The following is a 22,397-nucleotide window of genomic DNA, read 5'->3' on the forward strand; positions in this document are numbered from 1 at the left end:
AATGCTATGCTAATAAATGGTGAAAGAATCCTGTGTAACATGGGAGGAATAATTAAAAAGTTTGGAGGACATAGTATTATGGCAAACAGAATTTCATTAAACGGCACATCTTATCATGGAGCAGGTGCCATCAAGGAAGTTGTTACCGAAATTAACAATAATGGATTTAAGAAGGCTTTTGTTGCTTCAGATCCTGATCTTATAAAATTTGGAGTTACAGGTAAGGTTACAGATCTTCTCGATGAAGCTAAGATTCCTTATGAGATATATTCCGACATCAAACCCAACCCCACAATAGAAAATGTAAAGAACGGTGTTGAAGCATTTAAGAAATCAGGTGCTGATTGTATCGTAGCCGTAGGCGGTGGTTCATCCATGGACACTTCAAAGGCAATCGGTATCATTATCACAAATCCCGAATTTGCTGATGTACGTTCACTTGAGGGTGTTGCACCCACAAAGAATCCCTGCGTTCCGATTATTGCGATTCCTACAACAGCCGGAACAGCAGCTGAGGTAACGATCAACTACGTTATCACTGATGTTGAAAAAGAGAGAAAATTTGTATGTGTTGATACACATGATATGCCCATCGTTGCTATAGTTGACCCTGAGATGATGTCTTCAATGCCTAAGGGACTTACAGCTGCTACAGGTATGGATGCTCTTACACATGCTATCGAAGGCTACACAACAAGAGCTGCATGGGAGATGACAGATATGTTCCATCTTGAGGCTATCCGTCTCATTTCCAAGAATCTTCGCGGGGCTGTTGAAAATACAAAGGAAGGTCGTGAGGGAATGGCTCTTGGTCAGTACATTGCAGGAATGGGCTTCTCAAACGTAGGCCTTGGTATCGACCATGCAATGGCACATACACTTTCCGCACATTACGATACACCTCACGGAGTAGCATGCGCAATGTTTCTGCCTATTTCAATGGAGTTCAACCGTGAGTATACAGGCGAGAGACTTAGAGAAGTTGCACGTGCTATGGGTGTTGAAGGTGTCGACAGCATGTCACAGGAAGAGTACAGAGATGCAGCTATAAATGCAGTTAAGAAGCTTTCTGAGGATGTTGGAATTCCGAAGACACTTGATAAGATCAAGGAAGAAGACCTTGATATTCTTGCAACAGATGCTTTGAATGATGCATGCTATCCCGGAAATCCGAGAGAAGCAACCAAGGAGCAGGTTATCGAGATGTTCCGTATGCTGATGGCATAAGCAAAACATTTAAAATTTTGAGTTGTATTTTGAGGCTGCCATACTATTGTCGGTGTGGCAGTCTTTTTAATCTAAATTTTATCTTATTTTCATTGTCATTTCGTTGACTTTGGCTACCTATAAATTCATGATAAGGATAGATTATTATATGCATTGCCAAAACTATTAACTGACCTGGAAAATCTGCAGCAAGCGGTACTACTTAGGTCGATTACCGGGGGTAAGAAAATGTCAAGGATTGATGATATTCTAAAAATAGCTAAAGAATCCGGTGCTTCGGATGTTCATATTACTGTAGGTATTCCGCCAAAGATGCGTGTTAACGGAAAACTGATAGCTCTTGAGGGATATCAGAGAATGCTTCCTGCCGATACACAGGAAATAGCTGATGCGATAATGAGCATTAAGCAGAAGGAACTTCTTGAAGCAAACGGGCAACATGACATGTCATTTTCTATAATGGGACTTGGACGTTTCAGACTCAATGTTTTTAAACAGAGAGGTTCTATTGCCATGGCAATAAGACTTGTTGAAACAACTATTCCCGACCCGGAAACCCTTGGAATTCCCAAGTCTGTTGTTAATCTTTATCAGAGGCAGCGCGGACTTGTCCTGGTAACAGGCCCTACAGGCTCCGGAAAATCCACGACACTGGCTTCAATAATTGATATGATCAATAACAACAAAGAAGCTCATATTATAACTCTTGAAGATCCTATTGAGTTTTTGTACCAGCACAATAAATCAATTGTTAACCAGCGAGAAGTCGGACTTGACAGCGATAACTATGCAAATGCGCTTCGTGCAGCACTACGTGAAGATCCTGATGTAATTCTTGTAGGGGAGATGCGTGATCTTGAGACCATAAGTACTGCTATTACAGCAGCAGAAACAGGACATCTTGTTTTATCAACACTTCATACAATAGGTGCTGCAAGTACTGTAGACAGAATAATAGATGTTTTTCCGCCTCATCAGCAGCAACAGATAAGAATTCAGCTTGCAAATGTTCTTGAAGCGGTTATTTCACAGCAGCTTATTCCGACAACAGACGGAGAAGCCAGAGTGGCTGCTTTTGAAGTCATGCATGTAAATTCCGCTGTAAGAAACATGATCCGTGAAGGAAAAACACACCAGCTTATTACTATTATGCAGACCAACAGAAAGCTTGGAATGATTACCATGGATGAGGCTATTATTGAGCTTTGCAGAAGCGGCAAAATCTCCAGAGACATGGCAATTCAATATGCTCAGGATCCTGATATAATGCAGAACAAGATACTCAGATGATAAAATCATCCTTGAAAAAATATTTATATACGATATAATTATCTAGCGCTTTATGCGTTTGTTTTTCATGCGGAAAATCTCCGCTTTTTCCTTTGAATTTTGTTTTATTTTTGAAGCAATCCTTTTTGTGCGCTTTTTGCGTTTCGAAAGGAGTATTTATTATGTTCAGTACAGTAGTTTCAGGTGCGGTAAAGGGAATCATGCCGTATCTGATGCAGGTTGAGGTTGATACCTCAGACGGACTTCCGATGTTCAATATGGTTGGATTTATGAGCGGTGAAGTTAAGGAAGCATCCGAGAGAGTTAGAGTTGCCTTGAAAAATGCAGGGTATCCGCTTCCGCCTATGAGAATAACGGTGAATCTGTCACCGGCAGATATCAGAAAGTCAGGAATAGCAGTTGATCTGCCTGTTGCAATCGGAATACTCACTGCTATAGGGGAAATAGATCCCGATAGTCTTAAGGATACGCTGGTTATAGGTGAGCTCGGACTTGACGGAGAAGTTAAAGCGGTAAGCGGCGTGCTGCCTATGGTAACGCATGCTTTTGGTAAGGGGTATAAGACCTGCATCTTACCTCGGGACAATGCCGGGGAAGGGGCTGTGGTCAGTGGAATGAAAATAATCGGTGTAAGTTCGCTTTCAGAGGCAGCGGCATACTTAAAGTCAGAGGCAGCAGACAGAGATAGTCTGATTGAACCCACAGTTGTTGATATAGATGAACTTTTCACTGACCAAAATGGGATGGAGATGAATCTTGGAGGGATGGATTTTTCTGAAGTGAACGGGCAATCCGCCGTTAAGAGGGCGGTTGAAATTGCTGCTGCAGGCTATCATCACATTCTTCTCATCGGTCCTCCGGGATCCGGAAAAAGTATGGTTGCAAAAAGAATCCCCTCAATCATGCCGCCACTGTCAAGGGATGAGGCACTTGAGGTTTCCTCAATTTACAGTGTTGCGGGTATGCTTAAAAAGGGAGAGACACTTATAACGAGAAGACCTTTTATGAGTCCGCATCATTCAATAACAGAGGCAGCTCTTGCGGGAGGCGGTAGTGTTCCGCATCCCGGTGTTATATCACTTTCGCACAGAGGAGTGATGTTTCTTGATGAGATGGCTGAGTTTAAGAGAAACACTCTGAATCTATTAAGGCAGCCACTTGAGGACAGAGAAGTGCATATTGCAAGGAGCGGAGGAAACTTTTCATATCCTGCGGATATACTTCTCGTAGGTGCGATGAATCCATGTCCCTGCGGATACTATCCGGATCTGAATAAATGTAAATGCTCCGAAAATGAGATAACCAGATATCTTGGAAGAATATCCGGACCGATTCTGGACAGGATAGACATATGTATAGAGGCGGCCAAAATAGATGTGGGAGAGCTAAGTCATAGCGGAGCGTGCAATGAGAGTAGTGCGGATATAAGAAAAAGAGTTATCAGAGCAACTAAGATACAGGGAAAGAGATTTGAAAGAGAGGGAATAAGATTCAACTCGGAAATGAGCCCTTTGCAGATACAGAAATATTGCAAGCTGGGAATGCAGGAACAACGCCTTATGGAAAGAATTTTCACCACCATGGATCTGTCAGCCCGTGCTTATCATAAAGTGCTGAGGGTTGCAAGAACAATTGCGGATCTGGACGGATCTGAAAGGATAGAAGCTGCACATCTTTCTGAGGCAGCCTGCTACAGAATGATGGATTCAAAATACTTTAGTAAAAGCGGTACGGATGCGGAAATCAGGATAGCTGTGAGAGGAGGGGCTTTGTGATGAAAGAAAATGCTTACGCATACATGCTTCATAACGTTCCGTATTGGGGGAATAAAACACTCTTTAGACTAATGGAGGAATTTGGGAGCTGTAAGGACATATATAACGTAAAAGAGGAAACTCTTGCAAAGTATGTAACGGCAAAGCAGCTTTCTATGTTTTTAAAGCAAAAGAAAAAATGGGATGTGGAAGCTGAATACGAGTATCTCTACAACAGGGGAATAGATTTTTATCCTTATTTTTCAGAGGAATATCCCGCGCGATTAAAGGATATACCTGATGCACCTTTTGCACTTTATTGCATTGGCAAACTCCCTGATGAGCTTAAACCGTCGGTTTCAATTATAGGAGCAAGAAACAGCTCCGAATACGGCAGATATGCGGCAAGACTTTTCGGAGAAAAGCTGGCTTTGGCTGGAATTCAGATAATCAGCGGTATGGCGAGAGGAATAGATGGTATTTCGCAAACTGCAGCAATAAATTCCGGAGGATTGTCCTTTGCGGTGCTTGGAAGCGGAGTGGATGTCTGTTACCCGGAGGAAAACCGAATGCTCTATGATGCGCTTATCACTCAGGGAGGAATCATATCAGAGTATGTTCCGGGGACAGCACCAAAGCCACAATTTTTTCCACCCAGAAACAGAATAATCAGTGGATTGTCGGATGCAGTACTTGTTATTGAAGCAAGAGAAAAGAGTGGGACACTTATTACCGTTGATATGGCACTTGAACAGGGGAGAGAAGTCTTTGCGCTTCCGGGTAGGATAAATGATAGCTTAAGCTACGGCTGTAATTCACTGATAAGGCAGGGAGCAGGCATAGCATCTTCGCCGGAGGATATAGCATCTTATCTTAGAAAAGAACTATTCAAAAAGCTTCCGAAGCTGAATGAGGATAACCGGAACTTTAAAACCGGAGAGTGCGAAGAAATGCTTTCCATGTCTGAAAAACAGAAGATTATCTACAGAGTGCTTGATTTTTACCCTCAGACATCATCGGTTATTTTTGAAAAGGTTGTTGCAAGCGGGATGGAAATGAATGTTTCTGAAGTAATGAACGGACTTGTTGAGCTATGTATATCCGGTTTTGTATCCCAAAATGGGACAGGTTTTTATAAAAAAGTGTCATAAATGTTATATCGTTGCAACAAAGTTTCGCAACCGATAATCATAATTTCTGCAAAAAAACTGAAAAGGTAAACGTAGGTTATATGTTTTACCAAGAATAAATGCAGTATTTATGCACAAGTTTAAAAGTTAAAAACAGGATAATAGGTTAAACGATATGCGAAAAAGAATATAAAAGATAAAACTAAAAATAAATCTATTGGAAACGATACCAACGCAGTAATTACGCTAGGATAATCGGTTGCGCATTGTGCTAATCAAGGATGTCGTTACCGGAAACGAAATTGGTTAATGTGTATAAGGAAAACGTTTTACGTTTGTTGAAAATGCACCATTGACGATAAAAAGAAAGGGAATTACAATTACTTTCAGAACAACCGATTGCGCAATTTGAACAATTCGCACGGACAACAAAACCTTTTCTTGTGAAGGTGAAAAAACGGAGGAAATGAAATGAAAAAGAAATTGGTATCAGTTTTGTTGACAACAGCAATGGCTGCTTCAATGCTTACTGCTTGCGGTTCTAACGGTGGCAGTGCTGAGCCTGCTGCAGATACTGCTGAGAGCACAGAGACTACAGCTGAGGAAGCTGCAACAGAAGAAGCAACAGAAGAAGCAACAGAAGAGACTGCAGAAGAAACAACAGAAGAAACTGCTGAAGAGACTTCAGAAGACACAGCAGCTGCAGAAGATGTTGATTACGGCACAGGCGAGATCAAAATCTGGGTTGCAGATAATGTAGTAGACTTTACAAAGGAACAGTTCGACAAATTCATCGAAGAGAACCCTCAGTTTGCAGGATACACAGCAACTGTTGAGGCAACAGGTGAAGGTGATGCAGCAGGCAACATGATCACAGACGTTGAGGCCGGTGCAGATATTTACGGTTTTGCTCAGGATCAGATTGCAAGACTTGTTTCAGCAGGTGCACTTGAAGTTGTTGAAGATTCAAATGCAGAGAAGATTAAGGCAGATAATGACGCAGGTGCTGTTTCAGCAGCAACAGTTGGTGACACACTTTATGCTTATCCCCTTACAGCTGATAATGGCTACTTCCTTTACTATGATAAGAGCGTTGTAACAGATCCTTCTACTCTTGAAGGTATCTCTGAGCAGTGTGAAGCTGCAGGAAAGAACTTCTATTTCGAAGTTAACTCAGGCTGGTATCAGACAGCGTTCTTCTTCGGAACAGGTGCTGAGCTTACATATGATACAGACAATGACGGTAACTTCACAAAGTGCAATTCAACATACGCAAGTGATGAAGGTGTAGTTGCTCTTAAGGAAATCATCGAGCTTGCAAACACAAAGTCATTCCAGAATGGTTCATCAATTTCATCAGCAACAGATGTTGCAGCAATCGTTGATGGTACATGGGATGCAGAGGCAGCTAAGGAACTGTTTGGTGACAATTATGCATGCGCTAAGCTTCCTACATTTACAGGTTCTGACGGAAAAGAATATCAGCTTTCAGGCTTTGGCGGATATAAGCTTCTTGGTGTAAAGCCTCAGGAAGATGAGAACAAGCTTGCTGTATGTGATGCTCTTGCTGATTACCTTGCAAGCGAAGAAGTTCAGCTTGCAAGATTCAATGCAGTAGGTTGGGGCCCTTCAAACCTTAAGGCACAGGGTGCTGATGAGGTTAAGGCTGACGAAGCACTTACAGCTCTTGGCGAGCAGCTCAAGTTTGCTATCCCTCAGGGCCAGTATCCCGGAGATTACTGGAGCCTTGCTACATCACTTGGTGACTCTGTAATTTCAGGCGAAATCCCTGCAGACGCTTCAGACGATGACGTTAAGAAGGCTCTTGAAGATTTCCAGACAACCTGTGAGTCTTACGCAAAATGATTTAAGTCTGTTTAGAAGAAATGAACCATTTGAAAGGGCTCGGGAACTGTTTCGTCCCGGGCCCTTATTAAAGGGATGATTTTTTAGCGCCATAGTAAAGAAGGGAGGCCAGGAATGGCACACGGCTCAAAAACAAAGAATAAAGTAACTTTGGCCACGCTCTTAAGTGCACTCGGTAATGACCTTAAGATGATCGGGCTTACATTTAAAGAAGGCGATATAAAAACAAAGCTTTCATTTATCATAATGGGACTAGGCCCAATATTAAGAGGACAGATACTTATCGGTCTTGTACTTATGTTGGCACAAGCCCTTTTTTTCTGGTATATAAAAGGATTCGGCTGGGCATATCTTTCCAAGATAACCACATTGGGAACTGTAGCAACTCAGAAGATTAAGAGAAAAACCGTCTATGGCGATAACAGCTTTTTAATTCTTTTGTTTGGTGTACTGTCAATATTTGCGGTAATCGCGATTATTACATTATGGAGATTGAATGTTGCTGAGAACAGAAAGGAAGAGCTTGCACTGAAAGCAGGTAAGAAGCTTCCTACAAATCTTGAAACCTTTACATCGTTATTTGATAAAAACTTTGATAAGACATTATTACTTCTTCCTGTAACGGGAATATTTGTATTTACCGTACTTCCAATCGTGTTCATGATATTTATAGCGTTCACGAATTATGATTCAAATCATCAGCCGCCGGCTAACCTGTTTACCTGGGTTGGACTGGAAAACTTTAAAGAACTTGTTTCATTTGGAAATCAGGGCCTTGGCCCCACATTCTTTAAGGTTTTGGCATGGACACTGGTGTGGGCTTTCTTTGCAACCTTTATTGACTATTTCCTTGGACTTGCTGTTGCAATTCTGATAAATAAAAAAGGAATAAAATTCAAGAAGCTGTGGAGAACCATTCTGGTTATGACAATTGCCGTTCCACAGTTTGTATCACTTCTTTATGTTGCCAAGATGTTCGCTAATGACGGACTTATAAACGGATTTCTTAAAAGTGTCGGACTTATAGAAAATTCGATACCTTTTTGGTCAAATCCCATGCTTGCGAGAATTACGATCATTGTTATCAACATCTGGATCGGTATCCCGTATCTTATGTTGATCGCAACAGGTCTTTTGATGAATATACCTGAAGACTTATACGAAAGTGCCAGAATAGACGGTGCAAGCCCCTGGCAGATGTTTAAGAGTATAACTCTTCCTTACATGCTTTTTGTTACAGGACCTTTCCTGCTTACACAGTTTACAGGTAACCTTAACAACTTTGGTGTTATTTTCCTTCTTTCAGGAGGTGGCCCGGGCACAATAAGTTATGCCGGAAATGCCGGAACAACAGACCTTCTTGTTACATGGCTGTATAAGATGACAGTTAATGACAGCAATTATAAGATGGCTTCCGTTATCGGTATTATGGTATTTATAGTAACTGCAATATTTGCACTCGGCGTATACGGCCTGCTTCCGTCAGTAAAGGATGAGGAGGGATTCCAATGATTAAAACCGGATATAAAACTAAAAAAGCTATCGGGAATGTTTTTGCTTATATATTCCTTATCCTGATATGTATTATTTGGCTGTTTCCCTTTGTGGGACTTGTACTTCAGAGCTTCAGATCATATGCTACTGAGTACGGCGGAATGGTAAGCTATATCGTTCCAAAGCAGTTTTCACTTGATAATTACAAGTTTATGTTTTCTGGTGAAACCAACTTTTTGTTATGGTATAAAAACACGGTAACAATTGCATTTTTTGTTTCACTGCTGCAGACAATGGTTATTCTTTGCGTAAGCTATGCGCTTTCAAGAATGAGATTTGCGGGAAGAACACTTCTTATGAAGTCCTGGCTTATCCTTGGTCTTTTCCCGGGATTCTTAACAATGATCTGTCTGTATTTCCTTCTTAAACAATTCGGACTTACACAGGCAGGAGCTATTCCCGGACTCATTCTGGTATCTGTTGCAAGTTCAGGTATGGGATATTATGTATGTAAAGGATATTTTGATACTATTCCCAAAGCCCTTGATGAGGCTGCAAGAATTGATGGTGCTTCAAGAGCAAGAATATTCTTTACCATGACAATTCCTATGAGTAAGCCAATCATCATCTATACAGCCCTGGTAGCGTTCATGGCACCTTGGAATGACTATATTTTTGCATCATATGTAGCTTTTGGTCATGATAAGAGTTACAACGTAGCCGTTGCTATGTACAGATGGATGAATACAAATGATTATCAGGGATACTTTACCAGATTCTGTGCCGGCGGCGTACTTATAGCAATTCCTGTAACAATATTGTTTATGTTCCTTCAGAAGTACTATGTCGAAGGTGTTACCGGCGGTGCTGTAAAAGGTTGAGCAGAACTTCCTTATAAAAATTTGGAGATGGTATGAGCAATCAAATCACTATTGAGGATGTAGCGGCTGCTCTTGGGGTTTCCAAGACAACCGTATCCCGGGCAATATCAGGGAAAGGAAGAATAGGAGAGGCAACAAGAAACCGCGTCCTCGAATACATTGAACAGAATAATTACAAACCCAACGTAGTTGCCAAGGGACTTGCACAGCGCAGAACCTTTAACATAGCTGTGGTGTGGCCCGGAGATTCCGCATTGGTTGACCTTCCTTTTTTTCAGCGGTGTCTGGTCGGAATAAGCGAAGTTACCGGCGGATATAGCTATGATATAGTTATATCGGTTGTGGCTGGGGAAGAGATCTCAAACTTAAAAAGGATAATCGACAATCATAAGGTCGATGGGGTAATCCTTACAAGAACGCTCATAGACGATAAGCCTGCCGATTATTTAAGAAAAAGCGGAATACCGTTTGTTGCTATAGGATCATCTTTGGATGAAGACATCATCACTGTGGACAATGATCATTTTGATGCCTGCAGAGAGCTCACATCCATTCTTATAGGAAAAGGACATACGAAGCTGGCACTTATAGGCGGTTCGCAGAATCATATGATAACCCGAACCAGATATGAAGGCTTTATGAGTGCGTTCGGACAGTCCGGCAAAAAAGTTGATGAATCACTGATATACCTTAATCAGGGGAATGAGCAGCGACTCACAGAAATAGTGAAGAACCTTGCCGAAAAGAAGGTCGACGGTGTGGTATGCATGGATGATCAGCTTGCGGGATACGTTATGAGTATATGCAGGTCGGTGCAGATCAGAATTCCTGAGGATTTAAGACTGGCATCCTTCTATAACAGTAATATACTTGAGAATGCAATCGTTCCGGTGACATCACTTAATTTTGATGACAGAAATCTCGGAGCTGCTGCAACCCGAATGCTCATGAAGATTATAGATGGGGAAAAGGTCGAATCACAAAAACTGAAAAATTACGAAGTGATCATGAAGGAGAGCACGAAATAAGTGCTCCCCTTTTAACTTAATTAAGCAAAATATATATTAGTGTAGTTGCTTTTTAGCTTTATAGACTATATTGCCCGGATTTTAGAAAGCATATAGTCTGGTTAATATAAAACAGCTACACTTTGGATTATAGGAGAGAAAAAATATGCTATCTGATGTAAGTAAGCTTTCTTACACACCTATGTCACTTACTGTGGACGGTAAAGGCTTCTATCCTGTGATGGGAGAAATGCATTTTTCACGATACAGAAACAGATACTGGGAAGAAGAACTCTGTAAGATGAAGAGCGGTGGTGTGGACATCGTATCCTTATATACTATTTGGATTCATCATGAGGAGGTACGTGGCGAATTTGATTTTAGCGGAGACAGGAATTTAAGGAAATTTCTGGAAACAGTAAAGAGAGTCGGAATAAACTGCATTCTCAGGATAGGACCATGGGCACACGGAGAAGCCAGGAACGGAGGATTTCCCGACTGGCTTTTGGAGGATGCTAAAGAAAAGGGATACGAATTAAGAAGCAATGCTCCCGAATACCTTTCACATGCGAGGAATTTTTATGAGCATATTTATGAGCAGGCTAAGGGATATTTCTTAAAAGATAAAGGTCCCATAATAGGTGTTCAGATTGAAAATGAATATGGTCACTGCGGAGGTTTTGGAGGCGAAGAAGGTGAAAAACATATGAGAACCCTCCACGATATGGCTGTGGAAATAGGATTTGATGTTCCGATTTATACAGCAACCGGATGGGGCGGTGCCGTGACAGGCGGAATGCTTCCTGTAATGGGCGGCTACTGTGAAGCACCCTGGGATCCCAGAACAACAGAGATTGAACCAAGCGGAAACTATATTTTTACTAAAGAGAGAAATGATCATAATATAGGATCGGATCATGGTCTTGGAGCAGGCATTACCTTTGATATGGATAAATTCCCGTATCTTACGGCTGAGCTTGGAGGCGGACTTCAGGTCACACATCACAGAAGATGCATTGCAACAGGAAAAGATACTGAGGCAATGAGTATGGTAAAGATGGGAAGCGGTGCAAATCTGCTTGGCTATTATATGTATCATGGCGGTACAAATCCGGAGGGCAAGCTTTCGACCCTCCAGGAAAGCACAAAAACCGGATATCCGAATGATCTGCCGGTATTGTCCTACGACTTTAATGCTCCGATCAAAGAATACGGACAGATGTCTGAAACCTACAGAAGAGTAAGAAGGCTTGCCATGTTCACCAAGGATTTCGGGACAGATCTTTGTGATATGCCTTATGTTGCGCAGCCCGGTAATCCCGATAAGCCTGAAAACCTGACAGCTCTTAGGACTGCGGTTCGAATGGTCACAAAGGAGATATGCGGGGAAACCTTAAATAGCGGATTTTTGTTTGTGAACAATTATCAGAGAAGATACAAAATGGAAGACCATGATAATACTGTTCTTAAGGCATTTGATGCAGAAGGCAATGTGATAACCGAATTTGAAGTAAGAGACATCAAAAACGGTGACTATTTCTTTTATCCTTTTAACATGCCTATTGGAGAGGATGCTGTTTTAAAGAAAGCCAATATGATTCCGCTGTGCAAGCTTCATGACGAGAAAGGAAGAGAGAATGCCTATGTTTTCTATGCTGACGACAGAGACAGTGCGGCAGCAGAGATAGAAGGAGATCTTGGAGCTATAAAGATAGTTACACTAAGTAGCTATGAGGCTGAGCATGCGATAAAGATAAAGGATGACAGAGGCGCTGAACATCTCGTTATTTGTGAGCATGAGATAGTGGACAGAATAGTCGGAACAAACAGAAGAAGAGCCGGAGTTCTGGAAAACGGAAATCCGAACGGCTATGAGATTTTTGCGGAAATTCCGGATGATGGAGAGATGTATTCCATATCCTTCAGGGTATGGCCTGACCTTGATGAAACCCCCATAGGTTTTATTCATGCCGATGCAGAAAATGTAAGCGACACCTACATGGTGGACAGCATGGACTTTGCTGATTACAGATATGTAGATGAACTGACAAATCAAGTGAAAGCTGAAATATCAGAGGAAGGCTCAGACGGAGATTTTGCAAAGTACAAACTGACTGTTTCAGGAATTGACGAAGATACAGATGAAGTTTATCTGAAAATCCGTTATGCGGGTGACAGGGCTGAGTTGTTATCGTCATCCGATATGGAAGTCTTCCATGCAGGAGAGATGATCGCTGACAGCTTCTATACCGGACAGGAATGGGAGATAGGTCTTAAGAGATTTATAGGCTCAGAAGCTAAGGCTCACCTTGAAGAGTCATTTGCGGCAGATATATCAGTTTATCCGCTTGTTGAAAATCAGAAAATCTATTTGCAGGAATGGCCAAAACTCACCGAGAATTATAATGGAATCGGTGCAGCCTGCAGAGTTGAAGGCGTTTCATCTGTCACGCAGTACAGAATTAAACTGTGGTAATAATGTAAATATAGTGTAAAAAGAAAAATCCCTTTTGAAGAATATTTTGTTCTTCAGAAGGGATTTTCATCGTAAAGTTAATATAAATGGCATACTGGATTAAATGACGCAGTCTCTGTAGTCCAAATATATTTCCAACTGGTCATGTTCATCCATGTAGCTGTAGCATCTAAGGACTTCGTCCCGTAAGAGATCTCTGGAATCTCTTAAATATATCAGCTCATCATTTTTTAGCTTATAGTGCTTTGTGGTGTGCATAGCCATGATGATAGCGCGACTTAATCCTCCCCGTTTGTAAAGTAATTCTTTGATTTTGTTGTAGTCGATCATTATACTTTTTCCTTTCACTAAAGGGTTGATGTTACATTAATATTGTACCTGATAATATGAAAAAGAAAATTAAAGCGGTATTTAATTAATATATTAATTTGATAAATAAAAACTTAAGAAACAGGATAAAAGTAGTAAATAAAGGATTTGATGATTGCAATAATGTAAAAGTATAACGCAATTGTGTTAATCTAATTACTTAATACACGATAAATATAATCGAAATAACAATAATATTTATAATACAGATGTAAAATAAAAACGATTATACGATATTATATACACTGTAATAAGTAATAATTCGTAAATTACATTAAAAATGATCACTTTTAATGTAACTGTTTAAGCCCGGTGCAGTTTAGAAATTCAAGCTGTGATATACTAGTGTTTATCAATAAGAAGAACGGAGCCAATTTATGATGTCCGGAAAAAAGAAATTTACAATATACCTTTATATGTTAGTAGCGGCAATATTTTGCCTTATGATTGCAACAAGGTCCTCTTTTCTGTACCCGCTTAATAACTGGGATGACGCAAACAGCTATTTTTCAATGGGAAAATCTATCTTCAACGGCCAAATGCCATACAGAGATGTTTTTGATCAGAAAGGGATGTATCTCTATTTTTTGTATGGAATTGCATATCTGATTTCTCACACTACATTCATCGGAGTTTTTGCTCTCGAAATAGTGCTTGGATTTCTGGATGTGATAGGTTTTTACAGGATAATAATGCTTTTTATCGGAAATGAAAATGATGCGGGAGCTGACGGTGATTACAAAACAAGCATTGCGGCAGCCGGTTTTTCGTGCCTTACCTTTGCGGTTATTGTATGCTCGAGAAGCTTTTGGTGGGGCGGATCGGCAGAGGAAATCTGCCTGCCTCTGTATATTTGGGGATTGTATATTTCGGTAAGATATTTTAAAAACATATATCCGCAGAAGGCTATGTCCTTTAAGGATGTATTTATAGGTGGTTTACTTGCCGGCTTTATAGCGAATATCAAGTTTACCGGACTTGGTTTTTTCTTTGCCTGGATGATGATGGTGTTCTTTTCCTTTCTTTCCTGCAAAGAATTTGTAAATGGGATTAAAGCGTGCTTTGTGTTTCTTTTCGGAATGTTTGTAACCTTTATTCCATGGATAATTTACTTTGGAATAAAAGGGGCTTTATTTGAATGGTACTGGGGATATGTATATGTAAATGTGTTTGTATATACGGATGTTGAAAGTGCTAATCCCGGAACTATGGGAAGAATAAATCAAATGGTAAAAATATTGTATTGGCTTATCAGAGACAATCCGCAGTATTTTGTTTTTGTGATAATCGGAATAATTTATGCATTTTTCGGAAAAAAACAAAAGTTTATGACCAGGCTGAATGTGCCTGTGCTTTTTGCATTTATGTTCCTGGGATTTTTCGGAGGAGGAAGGGAGCTTCCGTATTACTCACTTCCACTGTCAGTATTTGCGATTTTCGGATTTGCCTTTATAGGACATCTTTTAACAGAGTATGTATTAAAAGATAGTAATGAAAATAAAAGTAAATTACTATCTTTTGCGGCTCTTACGATTGCTGTTTTGCTTGTTTATTTTAATTCCATGAATGTTCCGTTTATGAAGGTTAGTAGAGATGACTACTTCATGTACAGATTCCGTGACCGGGTATTGGAAACCGAGAATCCGACACTTCTTAATGTGGGCTGTCTTGATGCGGGGCTTTATACTCTGTGCGATATTGTACCCTCCTGCAGATGGTTTCAGACACAGACACTTAATATAAAGGAGCCTGAAAACAATCCTTATCTTGAGCAGGAGCGATATGTCAAAGAAGGACTTATTGACTATGTTCTTGTAAGGGACTATATTCCTGAATCCATAAACGATCACTACGAGCTTTGTGATAAAGAAACCTACGGGTGGGACGGTGCAGAGTTTAACTACTATCTGTATAAAAAAGTAAGATAAGTTTATAATAATTTAATATCAATAAAGCGGATAATTTTCTATAATAATGTATGAAAGGGGGCGTAATGCTCCCTTTTTGCAGTTGTTAATGGATGAACAACATTGTTAAGAAAGAACAGGGATGTGAATATGAAAATACTACAGAACATTGCATCAGGAATACTGGGGCTTGTTTTCGCCGGGGTTGTAGCAATACTTGCATGTATTATCAATCCCGATATTGGCGTGTGGATTCATGAGCTTATAAAGCCGGAAGATAAGGTGGAAGCTCCGGTAGACAATTCCAAAAAATATTATGTGGAGGTCCCTGACTGGGACTATATCTATGGCAGGAATAAAAAAGAGGAGGTTCCGGATGCCTCCGAAGGGTCAACAGCACTTGGCGATATGATAACAAATGCCGTCAACGGAATTTCGGATGCCATAGATACTTTGGAATCGACGGAAGTCAGCAACCCCGGTAGCGAGGATGTTACTGTTGAGGATGTGGCAAATGCCGCAAACGCAATAGCAAATGCAGTTACCGGCAAAGGAATCACCGTTGTTGTGAAGACTGATGAGGATGAGGAGCAGGCGTTTTCCGACGGTAGCCAGGATACTTTGAAAGAACAGGGAAATAAAATATATACTCCGGGTATTCCTGCCGGAAAGAGCAGCTATGCAGCCTTTGAACCGGAAATTATTGAACTGACTGATCCCGGACTTGCAAAGCAGGCAATAAACAGTACGGATTACGGTAATTTGGGAGACGGGCTGACCTTTGATACTCAGTTTTATCCCTATTATCATATACTTAACGATACGGGTAAGGCTTTGTACAGACAGATATATGCCAATACTCTTTCGCTCAATACCACTTTCAGGCCAATAAAGCAGGTTTCCATGGATACCATGCAAACCGTTCTTTTGAGTGTTGTATTTGATCATCCTGAACTTTTCTGGCTTGATACGACTTTTTATCAGGAATATGATTATAATGGTACGGCAATTAAGCTTCGTCTTCGCTATTATGACAGGATTACAGATATTCCGTCTGCGAACAGGCAGTTCCAGGCAAAGGCCGATGCCATAGTTGCTGAGGCGGCAGGACTTGGTGATGATCTTGAAAAAGAGCTTTATGTACATGACCGGTTAGCGGATAAGCTTACCTACAAACACAATCCTCTTGACCAGAGTGCTTATAGCGCGATTGTCGGGGATACCACAGTCTGTGCGGGCTATGCCAAGGCCTTTCAGTATATCATGCAAAGGCTTGGAGTACCGACATATCTTTGCGTAGGTTACGCAGGAGAGATGCATGCCTGGGATATAATAAAGATAGGGGATAATTTCTACAATGTAGACTGCACCTGGGATGATCAGGATCCTACAGTCTATGATTACTTTAATCTCTCGGATGCGGATAATTATCAGCACAAGAGAATGTACAATTCGGTATATCTTCCCGCATGTAATGAAGGAACTTTTATTGCAAGCAGGTGAGAATAATTTTATATGAATCACAAAGAGAGCCCGGGTAGTTTTGGTGCGCTATCCGGGCTTTAAAACGGGAAGTTAAAACATGCTCTATGTAATTGCATATATTTATAAGATAAGTAGGAGGAGTATGAATGGCGTTATTTGCGCTTGGGGATTTGCATCTTGCTTTTCAGTCTGATAAGACAATGGATATTTTTGGCAAGGTGTGGAAGAATCATGAAAAAAAGATAGAAAAGAACTGTGCAAAAATGATAACAGATGAGGACACCCTGGTGCTTGTGGGAGATCACAGCTGGGGAAAATGTCTTGATCTGTGTGAGATGGATCTTGAATTTATCGAGAGGCTTCCGGGAAGGAAAATTCTGATAAGAGGTAATCACGATAATTTCTGGAATGCCAAAAAGACGCAGCGGTTAAATGATATTTACAAGGACAGATTGTACTTTTTACAAAATAATTTTTATCCCTATAAAGACTATGCTATAGTCGGAACAAAGGGCTATGTCTATGAAGGGCTGGACACCAGGGCACATGCAGATATGCTTATAGAAAGGGAGGCCAAGAGGCTGAAAAATTCTTTTGAAGCAGCAAGGGCAGAGGGCTTTGAAAAATTTATTATGTTTTTGCATTACCCACCGACAGAGATAGGGGAGAGAACAAGCAGATTTACGCTTATGGCAAAAGCATACGGTGCGGAACAGGTGATTTATGCTCACTGTCACGGAAAAGAAAGATTCCATGACAGCCTTATGGGAAATGTGGACGGAATAAAATACAGCCTTGTTTCGGGTGATTATTTGGATTTTAAACCTGCCAGGATTTTGTAGTAACATGGGAAAACAGTCCCTGGCTAAACATATTGAAAAAAGCTCTTTGAAAAAACTAAAAGGAAAGAAGTATTTATGTATAAAGATAGCAGAGATAATAAGCGTGATGATCTTGCCTGGGAGGAGATAGCAACAGAGCACATCATAAAAAACGAATGGATAGATTTCAGAAAGTCGACCTTCAGGTTTCCTGACGGAACTGTTTTTGAACCATACTACAGCTACAGCAGAAAGGATTATGTTGTAATTGTTCCTTTTGATGAAGAAGGTAATCTTATTTGTGTAAGACAGTACAGACAGGGGATTCGGGAGGTAACTACAGAGTTTCCCGCAGGTGGTATAGAAAGGAGCGATGGCAGGGAATATGGTAACGGAAAAGAGAATGTTGAAGAAGCCCTCCTTGCTGCAAAAAGAGAGCTCAAGGAAGAAACGGGATTTGAGTCAGATGACTGGACTCATCTTATAACCGTCCCGTCAAATGCTACAATTGCTGATAATTATGCTTTTGTTTATATGGCAAAGGGCTGTAGAAAAGTATCGGGACAAAACCTGGATGATACAGAATTTCTTAATGTGGAGATCAATACTCCCGAGTATATTGAAGGACTGATAAAAAGCGGAGGTTTTCAACAGAGCGTTCATGTTATGGCATGGCTTTTGGCCAAGGAGAGCGCAGCGTTATGAAAAAGAGAGGAAATACGATGGATGATATCGTGAAAATACTTATAGTAGTTGCGATATGTGCAGTGGTATTTGTGGTGTCGCTAATATTAATAAAATCGGTAGGTGAGAAGAATGTGACCACTGTAAGTAAGGAAAGTGAGTCTAAAGAGGAGAGTGAGGATAAAGCCGAAGTGATGAGAGAGGAACAGGCACCACAGAGCGATGGTATGGATGAAACTGAGGGTGAACAGGAAGAGGAAGCAGGCATAAATGAAATTGCAGATGAGCCACAAGCTGCCAAAATAAATGAAGTAACAGAGAATGCGGAACCGGAAGAAGATGATGATGATGAGTATTTATCTTCCGATGAACAAGGACAGATTAAAGCAATGTCTGAATTTGATACTTCTTTGGTAAAGTTTCTTGAGGCTTCGGGATTTGAGATTGAAAATTACATGATTTCTCCCGCATCTTTCAGAGCAGTTATAGCTCTTGCTGTTGCCGGAGCGGATTCGGAAACCAAGGCTGAGCTATTGTCGGCAGCAGGCTTTGGAAGTGAAGAAGAAATGAATGCGTGGTATAAGGGGCTTGCCGGTGCGCCTGATACTTCAGGCGGGGGACTTACCTTTAAACTTTTAAATTCTGTATGGCATAATACCAGGCTTAAAGGAACCGTGTCGGAGAACTATAAAAAGTATATCGAGACAAATTATCAGGCAAAAGCAAGTGATGTTTCTGCGGACAAAATCACACAGGAAGTAAACAAATGGGTAAATGAAGGTACAGGCGGCCTTATACCGCAGATTGCAAATGACCTTTCAGCTGAGGATATGGTTCTTGTAAATACTTTGTATCTTAAATCCACCTGGGTTTTCAAATTTGACGAATACCTGACTGAGGAGGGAGACTTCAAGGCTTTTGATGAATGTAATATAAAGAAAGTATTCATGGAGCAGACGAGTCGATTTAATTTTTACGAAGATGATGACACTAAGCTTGTTGTACTTCCTATGGTGGGTAATGTTGAGGCTGTATTTGTTATAGGAAATACCGATGAAATTCAGGATAAGCTAAGTCAGGCTACAAGAGAAAAAGTACATGTAAAGATTCCGAAGCTTGATACCATAACTTCACTTGATAGCGGACAACTTGTTGCATTCCTGGAAAAGCGAGGTGTTAAAAGCGCCTTTTCACACGGGGCCGATTTTACAGCCATGAGTAAGGATTCCGGATTTTATATTTCGGATGTGATTCAGAAAACAAAAATACTGATGGATGAAAACGGCATTGAAGCAGCTGCAGCAAGTGCTATCACAATGCTTGGCAGCGCACCGCCCTCAATGAATCCCGAAGAACCGAAAGAATTTATCGCAAATGAGCCCTTTAAATTCATAATCATGACCGGAAAAACAAACAAAGAGATTCTGTTCTACGGGCAAATTGTGGAATAAGAACAGGGCAGACTTATACAGCAAAATGGTAAGCAATTGATAATAGATATTTTAGAGATTTTTTACCACGTATTAGATTATAGTTATTAGTAACAGGATTTATTTTTTCGAAAGGGGTGTACTAACTATGAGCAGATTATCCGAAGTAACAGGTTTACAGCAGCAGAGATCATTAAAGTACGATATGGTAGTAAAAAAAGGAAATAGTGAGGAGATTACAAAGGCCGCAATGGAAAACATTGTAATGTCTCTCAATGACATCTCCGCAACCCTGGCTATGATCGCAGACGGACAGTCAGGTAACAAGTCGGATACTATGGATTCAATTGCCAGAAGCCTTGCTATGATGGCAAACAGCAATTAAAAAATCGAATCTTATTTTTGCACAATTATCAGGTTGATTTTTCTTAATATATTAACAATTGAGAAAACAAAAATCATAATATAGAATGAGAAAGGATTGATTAAAACATTTAATCAATCCTTTTTGCTGTAAAAAATTATAAGTAAAATCGTTTACAGAGGAGGGGTAATCATAGATTTCAGGGGAATTGAGCTGACTGTCGGCTGGGGAGAAAATCATTTCTCCATGACGAGAGGAAGCTTTAAATATAAACAAAAATTTGCATGGAGAGAGAAATGCAAATGTATTGGGCAGTCAAAAACGGAAAATAGTATTGATTATGTTTATCAATGTAAAAAAGCAGGGGAAATTCTTCATCTGCATGTGGATGAAGATAAGGATAAAACAGCGCTTGAGCTTACATCTGAAGCGGGCAGCGCATCAGCTGTAAACAGGTTCTGGCTGAGCTTTGGAACAAATCCTTCGGAGCATATATACGGATGCGGGGAAACATATTCCGAGTTTGACCTGAAAGGCCAAAAGGTAAGAATCTGGGTAGCTGAACATCAGAACGTCTCACGAATATCCCAAAAGATAATAAAAGAAAAAATAAGGGGACCAAGGTACAATAAAAAGCTTTCATTCGATAAGTATGAATCTTATTATGTGCAGCCAACCTTCATATCTTCCGACAGATATTATGTACATGTATTTATGAATTCTTTCGGAGAATTTGATTTTTCAAAGTCCGATAGGATATGCATATATACTCAGGAATATCCAAAGCTTATATGCGAGAGTGCCAGAGATTTTTCGCAGCTTTCATATAAATTGTCTGATGTTCTCGGACGTCAGAGAAAGCTTCCGGATTGGATCTATGATGGCGGGATCATCGCCATGCAGGACTGGGTCAGAGATGGGGATAAGGTAAAAGAAGGCTTTGATGGTTGCGGAAACGTAGACAGAAAGCTTTCTGAGCTTGAAAAAGCGGGAGCAAAGGTATGCGGAGTATGGTGTCAGGACTGGTGCGGATGCAGGTGTACGGGATTTGGCTATCAGGTTATGTGGAACTGGCGCTATGATGAAAAGCAGTATCCAAAGCTTCCGGAAAAAATAAAGGAATGGAAAGAGAAGGGTGTAAGATTCCTTGGTTATATCAATCCTTTTATTGCGCTTGAGAAGGATATTTACGAGACCGCAAAGAAAAACGGCTACTGCGTAAAGGATAAAAACGGTGAGGATTACCTTGTGACCATCACAACTTTTCCTGCGGCAATGGTTGACTTTACCAATCCTAAAGCCTACGAGTGGTATAAGAACCTGATCAAGGAAAACATGATCGGAATTGGCATGGGAGGATGGATGGCAGATTTTGGGGAATATCTGCCGGTGGATTCTGTTTTGTTTGACGGTGATCCGGGGGTTCTTCACAATGAATGGCCTGCGATCTGGGCAAGGCTTAATCGTGAGGCGATAGAAGAGTGTGGTGCCCGGGATGAGGTATTCTTTTTTACAAGGGCCGGATTTACGGGAACTATAGGAGATTCTGCAATGATGTGGACAGGCGATCAGCATGTTGACTGGTCTGTGGACGATGGGCTTCCATCCGTCATACCTGCCACACTTTCACTTGCAATGTCGGGGTATGGCATAACACATTCGGATGCCGGCGGATATACAACCATCATGCATATGAAGCGGTCAAAAGAGCTTCTTATGAGGTGGGAGGAAATGAATGCTTTTTCGCCTCTCTTTAGGACGCATGAAGGTAATCAGCCGGGAAACAATGTTCAGTACAATGAAGATGATGAGCTTCTTTCTCACACTGCGAGATTCACAAGGATACATAATAATTTAGGGGATTATTTAAGGAAACTTGTGGATGAAGCGGTTAAAAACGGTACTCCTGTAATGAGGCCTGTTTTTTATCATTACGATGAGACATGGAGCTACAGCGATAAAACCGAATATCTTTTGGGTAGGGATATTCTGGTCGCACCGGTATTAAAGGCAAACGAAAAGAGAAGGGAAGTAGCTTTGCCAGATGATACCTGGGTACATCTTTTTTCCGGGAAAACATACGGAAAGGGAAATTATACGGTGGATGCACCTCTTGGAGAACCGTGTGTGTTCATCAGAAAGGATTCGGAAGAATTCGAAAAATTATTAAGTATAGTTTCCTGACTTTTTAAGGAGCATATCCTGCGGAAAT

17 protein-coding genes are annotated in these 22,397 nt (G+C 40.8%); 16 read left to right on the forward strand and 1 reads right to left on the reverse strand.

All coding sequences use genetic code 11. The annotated features are described in order from the left end of the window. Positions 1–78: 78 nt before the first annotated feature. The 9 genes from fucO to BV60_RS0107075 all read left to right on the forward strand — a co-directional run bounded on the left by fucO (position 79) and on the right by BV60_RS0107075 (position 13,125). Positions 79–1,227 carry a lactaldehyde reductase gene (gene fucO / locus BV60_RS0107035; protein ID WP_029320480.1) on the forward strand — a complete coding sequence of 383 codons (1,149 nt, stop codon included), beginning with the start codon at positions 79–81 and terminating at the stop codon, positions 1,225–1,227. A gap of 228 nt (positions 1,228–1,455) precedes the next feature. After that, positions 1,456–2,517 carry a type IV pilus twitching motility protein PilT gene (locus tag BV60_RS0107040; protein WP_029320481.1) on the forward strand — a complete coding sequence of 354 codons (1,062 nt, stop codon included), beginning with the start codon at positions 1,456–1,458 and terminating at the stop codon, positions 2,515–2,517. Positions 2,518–2,678: 161 nt separating this feature from the next. Next, positions 2,679–4,292, forward strand: coding sequence for a YifB family Mg chelatase-like AAA ATPase (locus tag BV60_RS0107045; RefSeq protein ID WP_197029535.1), 1,614 nt, complete (start codon positions 2,679–2,681; stop codon positions 4,290–4,292). After that, positions 4,292–5,422, forward strand: a complete 1,131-nt coding sequence (gene dprA, locus BV60_RS0107050; RefSeq protein WP_029320483.1) for a DNA-processing protein DprA — start codon at positions 4,292–4,294, stop codon at positions 5,420–5,422. The genes BV60_RS0107045 and dprA overlap by 1 nt, the downstream gene beginning before the upstream one ends. Positions 5,423–5,872: 450 nt before the next feature. Beyond that, entirely contained in the window at positions 5,873–7,267 is a 1,395-nt protein-coding gene (locus BV60_RS0107055) for an extracellular solute-binding protein (RefSeq protein WP_029320484.1), read from the forward strand. A 114-nt stretch (positions 7,268–7,381) separates the two neighbouring features. Further along, a complete protein-coding gene (locus BV60_RS0107060) occupies positions 7,382–8,779 on the forward strand; it encodes a carbohydrate ABC transporter permease (protein WP_029320487.1) in 1,398 nt (465 codons plus the stop codon). Beyond that, on the forward strand, positions 8,776–9,642 hold the full coding sequence (locus BV60_RS0107065; protein WP_029320488.1) for a sugar ABC transporter permease: 867 nt from the start codon (positions 8,776–8,778) through the stop codon (positions 9,640–9,642). Before BV60_RS0107060 ends, BV60_RS0107065 begins: the two co-directional genes overlap by 4 nt. Before the next feature lie 32 nt (positions 9,643–9,674). Further along, complete coding sequence (locus tag BV60_RS0107070) at positions 9,675–10,670, forward strand: LacI family DNA-binding transcriptional regulator (RefSeq protein ID WP_029320490.1); 996 nt, start codon at positions 9,675–9,677, stop codon at positions 10,668–10,670. Positions 10,671–10,815: 145 nt separating this feature from the next. Further along, the gene (locus tag BV60_RS0107075) at positions 10,816–13,125 is read left to right on the forward strand and encodes a beta-galactosidase (RefSeq protein WP_029320491.1); all 2,310 of its coding nucleotides are present in this window, start codon (positions 10,816–10,818) and stop codon (positions 13,123–13,125) included. A 99-nt stretch (positions 13,126–13,224) separates the two neighbouring features. On the opposite strand, the gene BV60_RS23155 is transcribed toward BV60_RS0107075, so the two are convergent. Further along, complete coding sequence (locus BV60_RS23155) at positions 13,225–13,455, reverse strand: hypothetical protein (RefSeq protein ID WP_029320492.1); 231 nt, start codon at positions 13,453–13,455, stop codon at positions 13,225–13,227. A gap of 455 nt (positions 13,456–13,910) precedes the next feature. Here BV60_RS23155 and BV60_RS0107085 point away from each other — a divergent pair, with 455 nt between their 5' ends. The 7 genes from BV60_RS0107085 (at position 13,911) to BV60_RS0107115 (ending at position 22,369) form a co-directional block, all read left to right on the forward strand. After that, positions 13,911–15,422, forward strand: coding sequence for a hypothetical protein (locus BV60_RS0107085; protein WP_197029536.1), 1,512 nt, complete (start codon positions 13,911–13,913; stop codon positions 15,420–15,422). Positions 15,423–15,551: 129 nt separating this feature from the next. Beyond that, positions 15,552–16,904, forward strand: coding sequence for a transglutaminase domain-containing protein (locus BV60_RS0107090; RefSeq protein WP_156036014.1), 1,353 nt, complete (start codon positions 15,552–15,554; stop codon positions 16,902–16,904). A gap of 128 nt (positions 16,905–17,032) precedes the next feature. After that, positions 17,033–17,728 (forward strand): metallophosphoesterase, encoded by a 696-nt coding sequence (locus BV60_RS0107095; protein WP_029320495.1) that lies wholly within the window; start codon positions 17,033–17,035, stop codon positions 17,726–17,728. Positions 17,729–17,803: 75 nt separating this feature from the next. Further along, a complete protein-coding gene (locus BV60_RS0107100; RefSeq protein WP_035777128.1) occupies positions 17,804–18,412 on the forward strand; it encodes an NUDIX hydrolase in 609 nt (202 codons plus the stop codon). Further along, entirely contained in the window at positions 18,409–19,842 is a 1,434-nt protein-coding gene (locus BV60_RS0107105) for a serpin family protein (RefSeq protein WP_029320499.1), read from the forward strand. The genes BV60_RS0107100 and BV60_RS0107105 overlap by 4 nt, the downstream gene beginning before the upstream one ends. Positions 19,843–19,969: 127 nt before the next feature. Continuing rightward, on the forward strand, positions 19,970–20,206 hold the full coding sequence (locus BV60_RS0107110; protein WP_029320501.1) for a hypothetical protein: 237 nt from the start codon (positions 19,970–19,972) through the stop codon (positions 20,204–20,206). Positions 20,207–20,398: 192 nt separating this feature from the next. Beyond that, positions 20,399–22,369 carry an alpha-glucosidase gene (locus BV60_RS0107115; RefSeq protein ID WP_255358143.1) on the forward strand — a complete coding sequence of 657 codons (1,971 nt, stop codon included), beginning with the start codon at positions 20,399–20,401 and terminating at the stop codon, positions 22,367–22,369. Positions 22,370–22,397 lie beyond the last annotated feature (28 nt).

The organism is Butyrivibrio sp. AE3004 (assembly GCF_000703165.1).
Lineage (GTDB): Bacteria > Bacillota > Clostridia > Lachnospirales > Lachnospiraceae > Butyrivibrio.